We start from the raw sequence: 18,374 nt of genomic DNA, 5'->3' as shown, positions 1-18,374 counted from the left end.
CTATTTTAAAACTCTGTAAACAGGATATTGTAAATGAGCTTTTTCGTAATGTTCACTTTGTTTATGAAGCCAATCTAATTGGGCATACCAATTGTTTGCAAAATCTTCATCAAATGATTTTCTAAGATTAAAATCAATCTGCAATTGAGGATTCTGAGCCAATAATAATTTGGCTTTATCTTCCCAGACATAAGGGGAAAACCCTTCCTTTTGCTGTAAAATGGTGTCAAAGAAGTTCCAATTGAAAAATGAATCTGTAGCTTGGGGTTCTAACGTTTCCATAAGATATCTAAACCCTTTTTGGTTTGTATCTATCATAATATCACCAGCTCTAAATGTTACATCTTCAGTAGAAGCGGTAAGCTCAACATTATAGTGAGGGTAGTGGCCCTCATAAGCATTTATTCTCGTTTGATAGTCTGATATTTTATAAGATTCTACGGATAGTGTTGTGTCTTTCTCAATAGTGCTAAAACTTATGGCATTGGCTTTTAATAGCTCCAATACATTGTGCCAGCCTTGAGGAATGATGTAGGCTTTTGGGACAGTTACTTCCACTTTTGGTTTGAAATAATTCTGATACTCAACCTCTTTGGTAAAGGGCTTTGTTCTGTCGTATTTTAAACGGTTTGCACCTGTAATTTCACTGGGAACCATTTCTCCTTCATACCCTTTAAAATTTAAGGTGCTGACTTGGGTGGTGTCGAGTTGCCACGTCAATGGATATGTTGTGTTGTTGGTTTGATTTTCAAAAGCCTTTTGTCTCAATTGCTTAATTTTACTACCATGAGTTTCTGTGAGCTCTAACATACTTTTCATGAGGTCATAAGTGCCTTCTACACGCTGCTTATACGGTTTTAGCATGTGTGTTTCCACCATCATTCCAAGAGAATTCCAAAGTGCTGTATATCCTGTAGAATATCTGGGCGAATCAAAAAATTGTGAAAAGCCTTTTTCAGGGACACTATTAAAGACATTGACATAAGGCGTTATATCCCACGATTTAGCCTCTAATTTAGTTTCTAATTGTGGCATTATTGTATCATTAAGAAATACTCCTAAGCCACCCCCTAACTTGTTGTGCTGTGTAAATAAATGAGTTAAGGTATATTGATAGTCGGCGCCATTGCTTACGTGGTTGTCTATGAATACATCTGGACTTAACAATTGATATATCTCTGCAAAAGCTAATGCATTTTTAGTATCAGATTTTATAAAATCACGATTCAAATCATAATTCCTGGCATTACCCCTAAAACCATAAGATTTTGGGCCGTTTTGGTTAGTGCGTGTTGTTGAGTTTCTATTAAGGCTGCCACCAATATTGTAAATGGGAATTGTTACTAAAACTGTCTGTTCTGGAGCTTCAATTTTTTCTTCAACAATATCCCTGAATAATAGCATTGTAGCATCAATACCATCAGATTCACCTGGATGAATACCATTATTTATAAGTATTACAGCATTTTCTTTTTTAAAACGCTGTACATCAAAATCTTCATTCATATTTAAAGTAACAATATGAAGTGGTTCACCTGAATCCGTTGTGCCCATTGCTTTTATTGAAACTTGAGAATAGGCATCAGCTAGATCCATATAGAATTGAATTGTTTCATGGTATGTGGCTGTTTCTTTGCCTTCGCTCTTTTCAAATACAGTAGTAAAATCCTTAGAGTGTTCAGTGGTCTTATCTGAGCATGAAGTTATTAGTACTAGAAGCAAAAACAGTTTTCTCATAAGTCTTTATTATTTACTGTAAACTTAGTTATTTCAAATTAAAATTAAAGGCATTTCTACACCGTAAAAAAATCCTAAAAGATTAATTTTGTTCACAAATCAAATTGATTAATGCGACAGATTACAGATACCATTTTAATGATCCGCCCAGTGAATTTCAGAATGAATGAACAAACTGCGGTGAATAATTATTTTCAGGAAGATTTAGAATTAAAGAATATTGAAATTAATACCGAGGCTAAAAAGGAATTCGATGCTTTTGTAGCAAAATTACGTAGTGCTGGTATTACGGTCATTGTAGAAGAGGACGATAAAACTAGTGATACCCCAGACTCTATTTTTCCTAATAACTGGGTTAGTTTTCATGATAATGGTGATGTTGCGTTGTATCCCATGTTTGCTGAAAATAGACGAAAGGAACGCCGTGAGTCTATTTTTTTGAGATTAGAAGATGAAGGTTTTTATATTAAAAATATCGTTGACTATACTTCGGCTGAAGACGAAGGATTTTTCTTGGAAGGGACGGGGAGTTTAATGCTTGATCGTATAAATAGAGTGGCGTATTGTGCTTTATCTCCGAGAGCGGATGAAGAATTGTTTATTGAGTTTTGTGAGGATTTTGAATATTCGCCTGTAGTGTTCCAGGCAAATCAAACGGTTGATGGAAAACGCTTACCTATTTATCATACCAATGTTATGATGTGTATTGCCGAGAATTTTGCCGTGATATGTTTAGATAGTATTGATGATAAAAAAGAAAGAAAAAATGTGGTTAAGCATTTAAAGCAATCTCGCAAAGAAATTATCGCGATTAGTGAAGCTCAAATGCATCAATTTGCTGGTAATATGCTACAATTAAAAAGTGGTAATGGGCAGACTTACCTGGTAATGAGTCAAGCCGCTTTTAATAGCCTTTCTGGTGAACAAGTTAAATCTATTGAAACACATTGTGAAATTCTTTCAAGCCCACTAGATACCATTGAAACATGTGGAGGTGGTAGTGCACGTTGTATGATGGCGGAAATCTTTCTACCTAAAAACTAAAAAGCAGAATTACGCTTTTTCTGATGCTCTCTGGGTATTTTCAGGTTTAGAACCAAGTGCAGCTTTTGGCAGTTCAATAAAGAATTTACTACCAATATTTGGAGTGCTTTCTACCCAAATACGACCGTTGTTTAATTCTACTAAGTCTTTAGCAATAGTTAGGCCCAAGCCTGTTCCTTTTTCATTTTTAGTACCTACCGTAGTAAAGTTGTTACGAGCGTTAAATAATTTTTCGATATTTTCTTGAGATATGCCTATACCTGTATCTTCGACACATATCAATGCATTGCCGTTGTAATCTTGGTTAGAGACAGTAATAACATCTCCTTTTCCACTAAACTTAACAGCATTGGTAATAAGGTTCTGAATAACAATTTCTAGCATACTTCGATCCGCATACACAAAATCACGTCTCGACTCATCAATAATCATAATGCCCTTGTCCACTACTTTTTTATCTACCAGTGCTATTTTGGTTTGAAAAACTTCTTGAATATTAAACAGTTCTGGTTTTGGGTTTAAATTTTGCAGTTGCGATTTAGACCAATTTAAAAGGTTGAAAAGAAGGGAAGAAGCATTGTTTGCGTTTTCACTCAATTCCGGAATCAATTGGTTAAATTCTTCTTTGGTGATAGCATCATCTTTTAACAAGTCTAAAAAGGCTTTAATGGAAGAAATAGAATCTTTTAAATCGTGAGAAACAATTGAGAATAACTTATCCTTAACTTGATTGACCTCTTTTAGCTGAGCGGTTTCTTCCTTGAGATGCTTATTTTCTATCTTCAGGGATTTTGAACCTCCCCGTAATTCTTCAAGTTGTTTTTTGTCCTTGTCATTTTTGAGATACATAAAAATGAGCAAAGCAAGACTTACTAAAAGTCCTGCTATTAATCCATAAATTAGAATTGGGTTAGAGGTTTTCGTTTCAGAGTTGTCAGGCGGATCACTAACAATAGGATTCTCCATCTGTATTGGTTCTGCCTCATTAATCTCAGGTATTATAACTGGAATTGTATTGCGACTCAGTTCTTCTTTGAGGTCGTAAAATTGATTCTGCCAGTAAAATGCATTTTGAAACCGTCCTCTTGAAGAATCTAAAGCAATCCTAAGTCTATAGTTGGCTAACAATTCCTGTTGATTATCAGTCCGGGTGGCAATTCTATAGGCTTCAACAATTTGGTTTTCTGCCGTTCTGAAGTTTTTTTGTTTTAGGTTAAGGTCTGCCACAGCATTTAAGGATTCTAAAACACCTTTGTCATTATTAATCCGACGGTTATATTTTAATCCTTCAACCAGATACTCCGCTGCTTTGTCTTGGTTGTTGAGTTTTAGATAACTCATACCAATTTGAGGCAGAATACTACCTCTAAGTTCTTGATCTGTTTCAGGATCGAAACGGTTTAAAGCACGCTCGTAAAAAGTAATGGCTCTTGTATAGTTATTTTGATCAAAATGAATCTTAGCTATTGTAATGAGTGTTTGTTTGATTCCGTTTTCGTCATTAAGACGTTCTCTCACTTGAAGTGTCTTTGTGCTATAGTCTAAAGCCTTGTCTAATTGATTGGTGTTGTAATAAGCATCTGCTAGGTTGTTATATGCAACACTTAACTCCTCGTCGAGGTTTCGATCTTCAAATATAGGAATGGCAGAAAGAGCATGCTGTAGTCCAAAGGCATAGTTTCCTCTTTTAATTTCAATCAGTCCAATCTGGTTATTGACTTTAGCAACCCCAAGTGTATCCTGTAACTGTTGAAAATACGTTTTTGATGCTCTGTAATTTTCTATGGCATTGAGATAGTCGTTACGTTCGCTATAGATTCTCGCTTTATAAAACGTTGTTTCAGCAACACCTTTTTCATAGTTAATGTTTTCTGAAAGCTCCGAGGTCTGGTTGATGAAGAGAAGCGCTTTATCATAAGCTTCGACTTTTAATAGCTCATCAATCAACAAAAGTGACGTCTCAACTTTTGTTGAATCCTGAGCCTGATACGCCAATTTTACCGTAAGCTCATCTATCTTATCGTTTTGAGAAGTAACGACAAGGGAAAGCATTAAAGCAAAAATGAGGTATAACTGCTTCATGCACGGATGAGTTTACATTTTATTTTAATGTATTGGTGATATAACCTTTCTGAGAGGGATTGAAAGCGTAAGGTCACACAAAACAAAAACAAAACTGTTAATGTTTGAATGGGCGTCATAAACGTTTTGGGACGTTAATTAATAGCAACTCAAAAATCATCAAACAAAGTCTTAAATACTAATTTATAAGAGGTACTACCAAAAAATCGGACAAATGGAGCTATTCATTTTTAAGCCATTTTTGCAATTGCCGACCAAGAGCAAAAAAAATAGGGAAAATGCACTTTTGTCGATAAACGGTACATACTTCATTATTCAATGTCTTGTCCAAATTTTATAAGATTTCCGTCTAAATCCAAAATTGCAAATTCGCGCATGCCATAAGGTTTATCTTCCAATTTTCCGTTGGGATGGATCACATCAAATTGTTTTAATTCTGAATAAAGTCCATCAATATCGGTAACGTCAACATAACAGCTTGTGTTTTCTGGGTGAATTTTATTATCGCACTTCCAGAAGTGAACAATGAATTCGTCTCTTGCAATCACTGCATAATTTTCATCTTGATAGCCAATACGATTAAATCCTAATTTTTCTTGATAAAATTTTACAGTTCTATCGATATTTAAAGATGCCAATACGGGGATGCCTCGTATTAAATGTTTTTGTCGTTTCATTTTGGGAATTTAATCCCGTAAGTTAACGAATAATAGGCTTAGTAAATCTTAATAAAACAATAAAACCATTATCTTTGCAGGCGTTTAGTAACAATGGATTAGACGGTAAAGTAACGATAGATGAATCTTCAAAACACCTTAGAGCATAAAGTTAAAGCAGCTTTTAATTCCCTTTATAATTTAGAATTAGATACTGTAGAATTTCAAGCAACACGTAAAGAGTTTGCAGGTGATATCACGGTTGTTGTTTTCCCTATGTTACGTGTTAAAAAAGGAAATCCTGCTGCTATTGGGGAGGCTCTAGGACAATATTTAGTCGATAATGTTGATGAAGTCAAGGCTTTTAATGTTGTAAAGGGCTTTTTGAATATCGAAATCAGTGATGATTACTATATCAGTTTTTTTAATGCAATAAAAAACAATGAGCATTATGGTTTTAAAACCCCAGAAAAGGGTGATAAGGCAATAATGGTTGAATATTCTTCGCCTAACTCTAATAAACCCTTGCATCTTGGTCATGTTAGAAATGTACTATTAGGCTATAGTGTTTCTGAGATCATAAAAGCTTCAGGGAAGAGAGTGTATAAAACACAAATTATAAATGACAGAGGTATACATATTTGCAAGAGCATGTTGGCTTGGCAACGCTTTGGCGATGGTGAAACACCAGAATCTACAGGGTTGAAAGGCGATAAACTGGTCGGAAATTACTATGTAGAATTTGATAAAGTCTATAAATCTGAAGTCTCTAAATTAATGGATGATGGGTTAACTGAAGATGAAGCTAAAAAACAAGCCCCGATTTTATTGGAAGCCCAAGAAATGCTCCGAAAATGGGAAGCTGGTGATAAAGATGTGGTTGCACTATGGGAAAAAATGAACGGTTGGGTGTATGAAGGGTTTGAAGAAACCTATACAAATATCGGTGTAGATTTTGATAAGTATTATTATGAGAGTCAAACATACCTTTTAGGGAAAGAGTTTATTGCAGAAGGTCTTAGATCTGATGTGTTTTATAAGAAAGATGATGGTTCTGTTTGGTGTGATTTAACCGAGGATGGACTTGACGAAAAAATTGTACTTCGTAGTGATGGTACAGCGGTATACATGACCCAAGATATCGGTACTGCCATTCAGCGTATAAAGGATTACCCAGATGTAGGAGGAATGGTCTATACCGTGGCTAATGAGCAAGATTATCACTTTAAGGTCTTGTTTCTTATTTTAAAAAAATTAGGTTTTGATTGGGCTGAAAATCTATTTCATTTAAGTTATGGAATGGTGGATTTGCCAAGCGGAAAAATGAAGAGTAGAGAAGGAACGGTAGTCGATGCAGATGATCTTATTAAAGAAATGGCAGATACTGCTGAATCCATATCTAAAGAATTAGGAAAACTTGATGATTATAGTGAAGATGAGAAAGAACAGCTCTACAAAACTATCGGCTTAGGCGCATTAAAATATTATATCTTAAAGGTAGATCCTAAGAAACGAATCCTTTTCGATCCTAAAGAATCTATCGATTTCCAAGGCAACACGGGGCCGTTTATTCAATATACTTATGCGAGAATTCAATCTATTCTTAGAAAAGCAAGTCTAGATAATGTTATACCGAGTTCAGTAGAAGTATCTCTACACGATAAAGAAAAACAACTCATCAAACAGTTGGAACAGTTCCCTGAAGTCATTCAAAATGCAGCAGAACAACACAGTCCGGCTTTGGTTGCAAATTACACGTATGATTTGGTTAAAGACTTTAATTCCTTCTATCAAAATGTGTCCATTCTAGGGGCAGATTCAGAAATTGAAAAATCATTTAGGGTTGATTTGTCTAGAGTAGTGGCAACAACTATAAAAAATGCATTTAGTATTTTAGGGATTGATGTCCCAGAACAAATGTAATTTAGAACTGACCTTTATATTTTAGTGCCTGTTTTATATGAGCTAAATGATGATTGCTATGCCAGGCATACATGCCAATGGTTTCTTCAATCGAAAATCTTTTACCATGTTCTGGATGAATAAATTCTTTTTTTAAATCTTCTTCTGAAAAACTTCTTAATAGAACCCCCAATTTTGAATGTACACCAGATATAATTGAAACGGAAGTGTCTATAGGGTGTTCGTAATCTATCAATGTTGCCCACCTATCTTCAAAATAAGGTCTAATGGTCGGTACATTTTCTGTCATTGCCAATTTAAAACGGATTATGCTATTGATGTGGCTATCGGCTAAATGATGCACGACTTGTTTAATAGTCCACCCATCTGGACGATAGTTGTAATTTAATTCAGTTTCATTAAGATTTTCAGTTAATCCGATAACTGATTTAGGTAAAGTTTCAATATCTGTAATCCATTCATTAAGATGTGTGTCTGATATTGTTTCAGGTTTTTTGAATTCCCCGATAGGGTATTTCAAACTATAGAGATCATCCATGAGTGTGATTTTTTTGAAAATAAAGATACTTCAAATTGAAAGATGAACTAGAAGCGCACCCTAAAACTAAGGTTTGGAGTAAAGCCCAAGGATCTATTTTCAATCTCGATAGCATTTTGGTCATCATTTGGATCCACTTCGTAATACCGGATAATGGTATTTCTCTCATTGGTGACATTTAAGACTCCTGCTTTTAATGACGCATTAATATTTGAGGATAATTTAAAGTCATAACTCAGTGAGGCATCGAGTCTCATAAAAGGGTCGAGATTTTCACCATTTGGAGAATCATAGTTTACAAATGTAGTATTACCATCTTGTACGGTTTCATTCCCTTCAACAGGAATGGTATAAGGTCTTCCCGAACGCCACTGACCGCCAATGGCGACCTTTAAACGTTCTAAAATATCGTAATTAAAGCCTAAATTAACGGAGTGCCTTATGTCTACATTATTTGGAAAGCTACTTGGTGTAAAGGCTTCAAATGTATAATCATTAGTACTGTAGGTGTAGCTTAGATAAGCACTATAGTTTAAAGCGGTTTTGTTGGCTAAAAACTCTAAGCCTTTTGCCGTATAACTTCCAGTAGCACTTCTGAATTGAAAATTGTTGTAAAACCCTTGATTTGACGCTGTAATACCATCGACCTCCTTATAAAACGAAGTCACATCGATATTAAAATTATTTTTAGTGTAACCAATGCCAAAAGAGCCTTGTTTGCTGGTAGAGATAGGTATTTCATTATTGTCGGCTAAAACCCATCGGCGATTTTCCACTCCCAAAAAGTCATCCTGAAAATCTATTCTTTGTGTTGCAGACTGATTTTTAAACTCCCCCTCTAATTTTAACGCAAATTGTTCAGATAATTTTTGTCTGATATTCAATCGTGGCTCTACTAAGAATTTTTCAAACTTTTGAAAATAATTACCTCTCACACCAATTCTGAAGTAGGTGTTCCCTTTATTATATTCTGCTTCTGTAAATAGTGAATGATTAATGAGTACATCTTTTTTTGTTCTTCCAAAAGCAGGGTTGCTAACAGTGGTTTCATTTAAAATACCCGTTTCATTGAGTTGATAACCCATCAACAAATTAAGGTGAGGTTTCAAATTATAATTGACATTCAGTTTTAAACCCGTATCCAAAACATCATTGGTTTGGGTGACTTGCTGGTCAGTTTCAATGCGAGTATCAGTAGCATCAACATTGTAATTAGAATAATAGGCTATGAAGTGAGAACTCCATCTCTTAGACCATTTTGAATTCCAATGCGCACCAACACCCAGATTCTCTTGCTGAAGATTACTGGTTCTTGAGGTTGTTGAATTGTCTTCAGTAGTAATTTGCTCACTATAATCGAGATTGTTTTTAATCTGAATGACATTTGCTCTAAAACTATGGTTCTCATTTAAGTCGAATAATACTTTTGCTGTATAATCATAAAATGAAAAGTCTGAATCTGTACTGCTATTATTTATGGATTCGCTATTGGTATTGATATCACTGTCCTGAAAGCTACGTTCAAAATAATTGTCATAAGTCGGAGTGGTAAAAGCATCGGTAAATGAACGTCTCCCCGAAATATGAAGGGCTAATTGTGATGACACCGGAATTTCTAAAAATGCATCCCCACTAATTAAATTCAATCCAGCACCTCCCTTAATGTCCTGGTTAATTTCATCCTTTGTGAAAATATTAATGGTACTGGACACTCCATCACTAAACTCACTACTCGTGCCATTTTTACTAACAATGACTTTATTAGTTAGATTAGGGTTGTACGCCGAAATCAATCCGAAAAAATGACCTGAGTGGTACATTTTAATACCATCCCATAGAATCAGGTTTTGATCGTTAGTGCCGCCTCTTACGTTAATATTGGCAATACTTTCATCTGCACTTTCTACACCAGGCAATACCTGTATAGACTGTAAGATGTCCGGTTCTATAAGCCCTGGTAAGATCCCAAAGACTTCAGTATTTAAAACTGTACTTCCATCAATTCGTTTTTCTAAACCTGTAGTTAAAAATTTGGTGATCAGAATTTCATTCAGTTCTTCTGTGTCTTCTTCTAAAACCAATTCAAAGCAGTTGCCATCTGGCGAAAACAAATCCTTAGCCGCTATAATTTTAGTTTCAAATCCTATATATGAAATAATGAGTTGCGCATTTTTAGGGATATTATTTAGTCTAAAATACCCTTCAGCATCAGATACGGCACCAGTTGAGGTGTTTTCAACGATGATATTTACACCCAAAAGTGGGCTTTTGTCTTGTGAAATAAGAATTTGTCCACAAGCATCAATTCTTTTATTCAAGGCTGAAACCGTAATATAACGCTCATCTATAATCTCAAAATTTAAAAGTGTCCTTTTATTGAGATAGGTGATCGTTTCAGACAATGACATATCCTCTTTTGGTAAGAGGATTTTTAAAGTGTTTACGTCTTCAACAGCGTACGAAAATTTTACTGAGAATTTAGCTTCGGTGAGTTCAATAAACTCTTGTAATGGAATTTCTTTCCCTTTGCCTTGGGAAAACCCAACGCTGCATATAAAAAAAAATATGTAAAGTATTAGTCTATTCACCGTTGTACGTGTACAGTGTTACTGAATTACCATCAATTTTATAACTTAATTGTAAAGGCACCGTAACCGATTGTAGTGCCGTGTTTTTATTGTCATGGGTAAAACTACCTGTAAACAATTGAGAAGTGTCAATACCTTCAGGCTTAATTTTTAAACCGTATTGGCGTTCTAATTCATCAATCACTTGTTTCAGTGGAACAGCATCAAAACTCGACTCTTTAAGTAACCAAGACGGTTCTGCATCAGCTAAATCAGAAGAAACACTCACAATTCCGTCAATAACCCTAAAGCGATTCCCGATAGGTAATTTTACAGTTTCATTATTATGTGTTACGCTTACCAAGCCTTCAAAGCATTGTACTTCAAAATAACCATCACGCTCCTTAACATTAAACTGTGTGCCCAGTACTTTTACAATTCCTGCATCGGTATTAACACTAAAGGTTTGCCCTTTACTGACTTTAAAATAAGCTTCTCCATCTAAAATAACGTCTCTATTATCTTCCCATGTTCTTTTATTGAAAGCTAATTCCGAAGCTGCATTTAATATCACTTCAGAATTGTCTGGTAAGTTTAAGGTTTGGGTTTCGGCATAATCCGTAGAAAATGATTTCTCGTTATTAAAGAACGCAAAATACGATGCACCTAATGCTACAATTAAAATAGCTGCAACTCGTAAAAACGATTTAAAATTAAGAGGAATAACCTTTGTTTCTTTTTTCTCTGTAGCGTGTTTGGCTTTAAATTCATTTAAAGCACGTTCAACATCAATTCTTGGGGCTTGAAGCTGTTGGGAATAATGGGCAATCTTATCTAAAGTAGAAATATCTTCAGACTGCTTTAAGTCGTTAATTTCTTGTTCAGAAAGCTCATTGTTGAACCATTTTAATATGTCTTTTTCGTTTTTCATGATCTATGCTTCTGTAAATAAGACAACTCTACTTTAGTTTACCCTACCTTAATATATAAATTAAATACCATCAATTTTTTCCCTTAGACTTTTTAAAGCTCCAGACATTCGTTTTTCCACTGCTTTTTGAGAAATATCTAACAATTCTGCAATTTCCCTATATTTTTTCCCATCGATACGATTAAGTAAAAATACCTCGCGTTGGGCATCTGTTAAATCCGAAATGGCATGTTGCAGTTTTTTTTTGAACTCTTCTTCCTGTAAAAGATATTCCGGATTTTGATTATTGGTATCATTATAAGGAGATGCCTTGGCATAATTTAGAACAACCTTTTCGTGCTTTACCTTATTAAGGAATAAATTATTAACGGTTGTAAATAGATACGTCTTTGCCTTTTCAAAATCTATTTTAGAACAGTTTTCCCATATTTTAGAAAAAGCATCTTGTACCAAATCCAAAGCACCGTCCCTATCTCCACATTTGTAAAAGGCAAAATTAGTAGCACCTTGGGCGTGGGTTTTATAAAAGCTATTAAAGGTAACTTCCTCACAAAGATTGTTTTGGGTGTCTCCCATAAATTTAAATTGACGTTTTACTATTTATAAGGGTTAAAATTATAAGAAAAGATGAGGATTTCATCGTAATACATTCAAAATTTAAAGCAAAATGAGTTACTACTTTTTATTCTAATCTTCATTTTTGTATATAAACTATTTCTATAGTTTATACGTATTTATTAGTGTTACGGTTTATTTGAGGTTGTTTTTTGAAAAAAAAATTAAAATCAGGGTAGGGTAAACTAAAAGATGGTTGTCTTACTAATAGAAAGGCGAAAAACTCGCTATTCATTTTAAAACAAAATATAACCCAAATTAAAATTGAAATTATGAAAACTTTAAAACACATTTTAGGATTGACCTTAATAGGACTACTTAGTTTTACCTCTTGTCAAAAAGAAGAAGACAATACATTCGGAGATGAGCCTAATACAAACGGAGTTGATTCCGTAACCAAAAGTAATTTAGAACGTTCTTCAATGTTCGATGGATCTTTTGATGACTTTTTAGATGGTAATGCATGTACATCCGTTTTGTTACCTGTTACAGCAGTAGTAAACGGAACACAAGTAACAGTAATCAGTGAATCTGATTTAGATATTGTACTAGATATTTTAGGAGAATTTAATACTGATGATGATCAGGTAATATTACAATTTCCATTAACAGTAATGACAAGTAATTATACGGAAGTTGTTGTTAATTCTCAAGGCGAATATGATGCACTTATTGATGCATGTGAGGAGGCTGAAGCCGCTGGTGAAGATGCTATTTCTTGTTTAGATGTTGAGTTTCCTATGACTATTTTAACGTATAACATTAATGCTGAACAAACAGGAAGTGTTGTATTTGAATCTGAAGAGCAATTATTTACGTATATGAGTAACCTAGGTAATGATGAATTGTTTTCTGTAAACTACCCAATTTCGGTTGAATTTAGTAACGGAACAACAGCAAGTATAGATGGTGACTCAGAACTACAAGCTAGTATTGATGACTGTACCTTTACTGAAGATGAAATGGATGAAGCTGAAGAAAATGCTGATGCTTTAGAAGAAATTCTAGTAGATGGTATGTTTAGAGTAGAATCGTTTATCAATACAGGTGTTGATACTGCAAATGATTATGTAGAGTTTACTATTGATTTCTCAAATGACTTAACTGTAAGAGCAGAAAACAATGTAAATGCGTTGATAGAAGATGTAGAAGGAACATACGAAGTCACATCTGAAACTGAAGTATTCTTGAGTTTACAGTTTGAAAATTCAGCAAGTTTTGAATTGTTGAACCAAACTTGGGAAGTAACAAGCTTTAGTAGTACTTCTATAGAATTAGTAAGTACAACAGATGCAGCAGTAACATTAGTGTTAACCCAAATCTAAAATACCTATTAATATTTACATAGTTAACCTATAATTTAGTTATGTTAGAACGGCTGCCCCACCCAAAGGCGGCTGTTCGCATACTAAAAATTTAAAATAAAAAAAGAATGAAAAAAGTACTGATCTTATTGTTAATTGTTTTTGTAAGTGTATCCTGTTCAGAGGATGATTCTAATAATGACGGCTCTGGCGGAGTGGATATGTCCGCAAATTTACAGCCGACCGGGAGTTCATCCAACGATTTACTTTCAGACATCACCTATACCAGCATCGTTATTGAGTTGGTCTATGTTGAGGGATTTCAGCCCACACAAACAGCAGTAAGTAACTTTGTTTCATTTTTAGAAGATAGAACATTTAAACCAGGAGGCATTACTGTAGAAGCGAGATCCATTCCTTCTCCAGGGTTGTCGCCATATACAACCCAAGAAATAGCCGATATAGAATCCGCTAATAGAACAAAATATAATACGGACAATCAGGTGGCTATCTGGGCATTTTTTGCAGATGGAGAAGCCGATGGTAATTCCGATAATGAGTTGACATTAGGAACAGCCTACAGAAATACATCATTTGTAATTTACGAAGAAAGCATCGATGATCTTTCTGGGGGGACGTTTCAACCAAGTCAAACAGTTTTGGAATCCACGGTTATACATCATGAATTTGGGCATATTTTAGGACTCACCAATTTGGGTGCTCCTTTACAAAGTGACCATGAGGATGAGGAAAACCCAAAGCATTGTGATGTAGAATCTTGTTTAATGTACTTTGCTGCAGAAACCGGTGCCGGTGCGACGGAAATGGTATCTGGGGGTAATGTGCCGCAACTCGATTCTCAGTGTATTGCGGATCTTCAGGCAAATGGGGGGAAATAAAAATAATGACAATTAACTTAAATTTAAAACAAAATGAAAACAACACTTATAACAATAGCAATGAGTTTGGGGTTAATTTTATCCTTAAACGCACAAGACGGGACAACAAAAAGAAAATCTAATGCAGGACTTAAAGGTGGTTATAATCTAGCCGCAGTAAGTTTTGATGGAGAAGGAGAAACTGGTCAACGAAGCAGCTTTCATATTGGTTTGTATGGCGAATCCTTTTTAAATGAGAACATTTCCATTCAGCCAGAAATACAGTACTCGCAGCAAGGCTATAAAGTAGAAAGCGGCAACAGTACCTTTACCCAAAAATTGAATTATATCAATTTACCGATAATGCTTAAAGGGTACTTGAGTAGCAATTTTTTCCTTGAAGCAGGGCCTCAGATAGGATTGGCCATTTCTCATAAAGAGGAATTTGAAGGTTCTTTATTTGAAGGCGAATCCGAATTCGATCCAAACAGTTTCGACTTTGGAGTCAACTTTGGTGGTGGTTTTAAAACCGTTTCAGGTGTGAGTCTTGGAGCGAGGTACCATTTAGGGCTAGGAGATATTTATGACGAAGGCAGCCCAAAAAACAGAGTATGGCAGTTTTATATTGGGTTTGATTTTTAAATGTACCTAGATGATTAATACAAGAAAAAGGCTTCTACATTTAGGAAGCCTTTTTTAATTAAAATGAATACGGCAACTAAAGTTCGGTGTCAATTTTAAAGCCGTGTTGACGTTTTCAATGACTTCATCATTGTCGTTTAACGTGTAATAGCGATTGATAATGTTAGTGGTGTTGGTTAAATTCCAGATAGAAAGGCCAATTTCAATTTTTGAGTTATCGCTGAGATCAAATTGATGAGATGCAGAAACATCTAATCGTAAGTAATCTTCAAGTCTTTGGTTGTTTGGCGACGCATACTCAATGCCACGCGTGTCCGGGTCTTGATTTTGTAATGGTGTGGTATATGGTCTCCCTGAGTGCCAATTAAGACCAGCAGCAACTCTAAAGTTTTTTAAGTTATAAGATAATGAGGTGTTGACGACATGTGTAATATCTAAGTTATTAGCGAATGATTGCCCTTGATTAAAATTTTCAAATTCATAGTCATTTTTACTATAGGTATAACTTAACCACGTGCTGAAGTCACCTGCTCTTTTCTGTAGAAGCATTTCAACACCTTTTATTTTATAAAACCCAGTATCCGTTTCAAATTGAAATTGGTTCTGAAATCCTTGTGACCTCGAGTTGATGCCGTCCACGGTTTTTATATAGCCTTCGGCGCCAATAAGCCAACCTTTGTTATTATAATTTAACCCGAATGACACCTGAGACCCTTGTACTACTGGAACTTCGTCAGCATCATTAGTATTGGATAATTGCCAACGACGTTTTTCAATACCGAAGAAATCTTGCTGTAAATCTATAATCTGAGTGATGGATTGATGTTTGGTTTCTGCTAAAAATTCAGCTCTAAAATGGTTTAAAAATTTCTGATTAATAGATAAGCGTGGCTCAAAGAAGATGTCTTCAAACTTTTCAATATAATTACCTCTCAGTCCAATTCTTAAATAAGTGTTTTTTGAATTTGAAGTAAACTCTGCTTCAGAATAAATAGCATGAGTTCGCAAGACTTCTTTAATTAAACTTCTAAAACGTGGTTCATTGACGTCTTCGAGATTAGTAACACCAACTTCATTAAGCTGATACCCCGTATTAAGATTAAGATTTTTGTCTAAGGCTTTTAAGACATCAAACCGAATCCCAAGGTCTTCAACACGATTTCGTTGAATCAATAACTGACCAGCCTCAACGACATTGTTAAACCCATTGAGCTCATAATTTGAAAAATAAATCTGGGCTGAACCTTCTGTACTTTTATTAAACCTAGTACTAAATGAAAGACCACCTGCAAAACTCGTTTGGTCTAATTCGCTTCGGGTTGATTCTGTTTCGTTATTAGAATCTATGGTGGTTTGGTCGTAGTTTAGGCTATTGTGTATGGATATAAAGTTAGCTTTTAGTTTTGTGTTAGGGTTGATGTCGTATATATATTTTGTGCTAAAATCGTAGAAATAAAAGTTGTCATTTTCTGATAATTTTCTAGTTGAATTAAGTTCAGAATCACTAAATATTCTTTCAAAATAAGCATCATAAGTTGGTGAAACTAAAGCATCGGTAAATGAACGCCTAGCTGAGACCTGAAGTTCAGACTTAGTTGTTACTGGAATTTTAGCAAAACCATCTGCACTCAATAAATTTAGTCCTGCACCAGCAGTAAACTGAGAAGCACGTTCGCTTGAGTTTTCTATATGTATTAGCCCAGATACACCAGAGCCATATTTAGCACGAGTACCATTTTTGGTGACGTTTACGGTTTCTGTTAAATAAGGATTAAAGGCTGAAATTAAACCAAAAAAATGACCTGTTTGGTACATGCGCATTCCTTCGTATAGTATCAGATTTTGGTCATTGGTGCCACCTCTCATGGTAATATTTGAAATCAATTCATCAGAACTGACAATGCCAGGCAATGATTGTATGGTTTGTAAAATATCTGGTTCAATGAGTCCTGGCAATATTTCAAAGTCTTGTGGAACTATTTCGATATCCCCGTTTATATTTTTAGAAATCCCTTTGGATAAGAAGTTTTGAATGACAACTTCATCTAATGTTTGCAAATTATATTCAGGCTTAGACGGCTTAGGATCGTTAGGCTCAATAGAAATAAAACGCCCGCTAAGATCATTGAAGATTAAATTAGTGTGTTGTGATAAGTAGTTGAGTGTTTGCTTTAACGAGAAATCTTTACTGGGTGGGGTAATAGTTATGTTTGCAACCGTAGAGTCACCGTAAGAAAAACGAACATCAAATTGTTCTTCAACAATTTTTAAAATGGAGGTCAAGGGTAGTTTTTCGCTAGTGTCTTGAGAAAAGGCTACTAACGAAAGCTTAAAAAAAATGAGCAGCAGAAGGCTTTTTTTTAAACTATTCACCTGTAATGATAATCTCTGAGTTGGTTATTTTAAAATCCAATTGCAAGGGTAAGGTAATGGATTTTAATGCCAATTCTAAATCATCGTGAGTGAAACTTCCAGAAAACATTGCCTCATCATTAACGTTTTCGACAGTAACACGAACACCGTATTGTCGTTCTAGCTCATTGAGAACAAATTTAAGTGGACGACTCTCAAAATGGCTTTCTTGAGCCATCCAACTTGGTAGCAATTGGGTTTCTTTTTCATTAGTAATTATTTTCCCATCAACGATAGCAAAGCGTAAACCTGGAGATAATTTTACGGTTTTATTATTATGTGTTACAGCAACCAATCCTTCATAGCAAGTCACTTCAAAGTAATTTTCACGATGCTTTACATTGAATTCAGTACCTAAAACTGCTACTTTACCTGCGTCTGTAATGACTTCGAATTTTGAGCCTTTAGCCACTTTAAAAAAGCCTTCTCCGTTAAGATGAACTTCTCTTGTTTTAGACCAGTTGTTTTTATTATATGTAAGGGTAGATTCGGCATTTAGGTTTACGGTTGAAGCATCAGGCAGAGTAGTGATGGTTTTAGCTGCCAATTCCGTACTGACATTGGTATCTAAATTTGTAGTTACATAAAACACACTAAAGCCAATGGCTAATATGGCGGCTATTTTTAGTAGTGGACGTATCCAATTCGTTTTTGGCTTGGCTTTTAATTTAGAATTAAGCACATTTAACTCTGAGGTGAGGTCATAGTTAGGTGCCTCAAATCCTTTTAAGGTATTTGAGAGCGCTACTAAATCCTTAGAATCATCAAGAGCTTCAAAAGCCTTTTGTTCTTCAGGACTTAGGTCATGGTCTAACCATTTTTTTATGAGTGTTTCTTTATTCATTTTTACTCCTATTACTTATATAACAGTTGAGGTTAAAAAACTCCTACCTAACTTCAGTATAAAGTTTAAAAGCTTGAATGTATAAAGTTTAAAATTTGTATCATAAACTTCTCACTTCTCACTTCTCACTTCTCACTTCTCACTTCTCACTTCTCACTTCTCACTTCTCACTTCTCACTTCTCACTTCTCACTTCTCACTT

At 34.9% G+C, this 18,374-nt stretch carries 14 protein-coding genes; 5 read left to right on the top strand and 9 right to left on the bottom strand.

Annotated features, from left to right (window positions below):
• Positions 1-1,737: a M14 family metallopeptidase gene (locus tag ACFEMA_RS12735; RefSeq protein WP_411768594.1), complete on the bottom strand. Its 1,737-nt coding sequence runs from the start codon at positions 1,735-1,737 to the stop codon at positions 1-3.
• A gap of 111 nt (positions 1,738-1,848) precedes the next feature.
• Here ACFEMA_RS12735 and ctlX point away from each other — a divergent pair, with 111 nt between their 5' ends.
• Complete coding sequence (ctlX, locus tag ACFEMA_RS12730) at positions 1,849-2,781, top strand: citrulline utilization hydrolase CtlX (protein WP_411768593.1); 933 nt, start codon at positions 1,849-1,851, stop codon at positions 2,779-2,781.
• 9 nt (positions 2,782-2,790) lie between these two features.
• Here the strand turns inward: ctlX and ACFEMA_RS12725 are convergent, their stop codons facing one another.
• Together ACFEMA_RS12725 and ACFEMA_RS12720 are read right to left on the bottom strand one after the other, a co-directional pair.
• Positions 2,791-4,863: an ATP-binding protein gene (locus ACFEMA_RS12725; protein ID WP_411768592.1), complete on the bottom strand. Its 2,073-nt coding sequence runs from the start codon at positions 4,861-4,863 to the stop codon at positions 2,791-2,793.
• A gap of 311 nt (positions 4,864-5,174) precedes the next feature.
• Positions 5,175-5,540, bottom strand: coding sequence for a bleomycin resistance protein (locus ACFEMA_RS12720; protein ID WP_411768591.1), 366 nt, complete (start codon positions 5,538-5,540; stop codon positions 5,175-5,177).
• A gap of 120 nt (positions 5,541-5,660) precedes the next feature.
• Here ACFEMA_RS12720 and argS point away from each other — a divergent pair, with 120 nt between their 5' ends.
• Positions 5,661-7,442, top strand: a complete 1,782-nt coding sequence (gene argS, locus ACFEMA_RS12715) for an arginine--tRNA ligase (protein ID WP_411768590.1) — start codon at positions 5,661-5,663, stop codon at positions 7,440-7,442.
• A 1-nt stretch (position 7,443) separates the two neighbouring features.
• Here argS and ACFEMA_RS12710 read toward each other — a convergent pair whose 3' ends face one another.
• Genes ACFEMA_RS12710 through ACFEMA_RS12695 form a run of 4 tightly spaced genes read right to left on the bottom strand, consistent with a single transcriptional unit; the run spans position 7,444 to position 12,054 of the window.
• Entirely contained in the window at positions 7,444-7,980 is a 537-nt protein-coding gene (locus ACFEMA_RS12710; RefSeq protein ID WP_411768589.1) for a YfiT family bacillithiol transferase, read from the bottom strand.
• Positions 7,981-8,027: 47 nt separating this feature from the next.
• A complete protein-coding gene (locus ACFEMA_RS12705; RefSeq protein WP_411768588.1) occupies positions 8,028-10,568 on the bottom strand; it encodes a TonB-dependent receptor in 2,541 nt (846 codons plus the stop codon).
• Entirely contained in the window at positions 10,561-11,478 is a 918-nt protein-coding gene (locus tag ACFEMA_RS12700; RefSeq protein WP_411768587.1) for a FecR family protein, read from the bottom strand. Before ACFEMA_RS12700 ends, ACFEMA_RS12705 begins: the two co-directional genes overlap by 8 nt.
• 60 nt (positions 11,479-11,538) lie before the next feature.
• Complete coding sequence (locus ACFEMA_RS12695; RefSeq protein ID WP_411768586.1) at positions 11,539-12,054, bottom strand: RNA polymerase sigma factor; 516 nt, start codon at positions 12,052-12,054, stop codon at positions 11,539-11,541.
• A gap of 311 nt (positions 12,055-12,365) precedes the next feature.
• On the opposite strand from ACFEMA_RS12695, the gene ACFEMA_RS12690 reads away from it, so the two are divergent.
• The 3 genes from ACFEMA_RS12690 (at position 12,366) to ACFEMA_RS12680 (ending at position 14,917) form a co-directional block, all read left to right on the top strand.
• On the top strand, positions 12,366-13,418 hold the full coding sequence (locus tag ACFEMA_RS12690) for a hypothetical protein (protein ID WP_411768585.1): 1,053 nt from the start codon (positions 12,366-12,368) through the stop codon (positions 13,416-13,418).
• A 107-nt stretch (positions 13,419-13,525) separates the two neighbouring features.
• Positions 13,526-14,296, top strand: coding sequence for a membrane metalloprotease (locus tag ACFEMA_RS12685; RefSeq protein ID WP_411768584.1), 771 nt, complete (start codon positions 13,526-13,528; stop codon positions 14,294-14,296).
• A gap of 33 nt (positions 14,297-14,329) precedes the next feature.
• A complete protein-coding gene (locus ACFEMA_RS12680) occupies positions 14,330-14,917 on the top strand; it encodes a porin family protein (RefSeq protein WP_411768583.1) in 588 nt (195 codons plus the stop codon).
• A gap of 54 nt (positions 14,918-14,971) precedes the next feature.
• On the opposite strand, the gene ACFEMA_RS12675 is transcribed toward ACFEMA_RS12680, so the two are convergent.
• Complete coding sequence (locus ACFEMA_RS12675; RefSeq protein ID WP_411768582.1) at positions 14,972-17,200, bottom strand: TonB-dependent receptor plug domain-containing protein; 2,229 nt, start codon at positions 17,198-17,200, stop codon at positions 14,972-14,974.
• A gap of 82 nt (positions 17,201-17,282) precedes the next feature.
• Positions 17,283-18,173 carry a FecR family protein gene (locus tag ACFEMA_RS12670; RefSeq protein ID WP_411768581.1) on the bottom strand — a complete coding sequence of 297 codons (891 nt, stop codon included), beginning with the start codon at positions 18,171-18,173 and terminating at the stop codon, positions 17,283-17,285.
• Between the last annotated feature and the right edge of the window lie 201 nt (positions 18,174-18,374).

The organism is Winogradskyella sp. A3E31 (assembly GCF_046720935.1).
Taxonomy (GTDB): Bacteria; Bacteroidota; Bacteroidia; order Flavobacteriales; family Flavobacteriaceae; genus Winogradskyella.
This window is presented reverse-complemented; position numbering and strand designations above follow the sequence as displayed.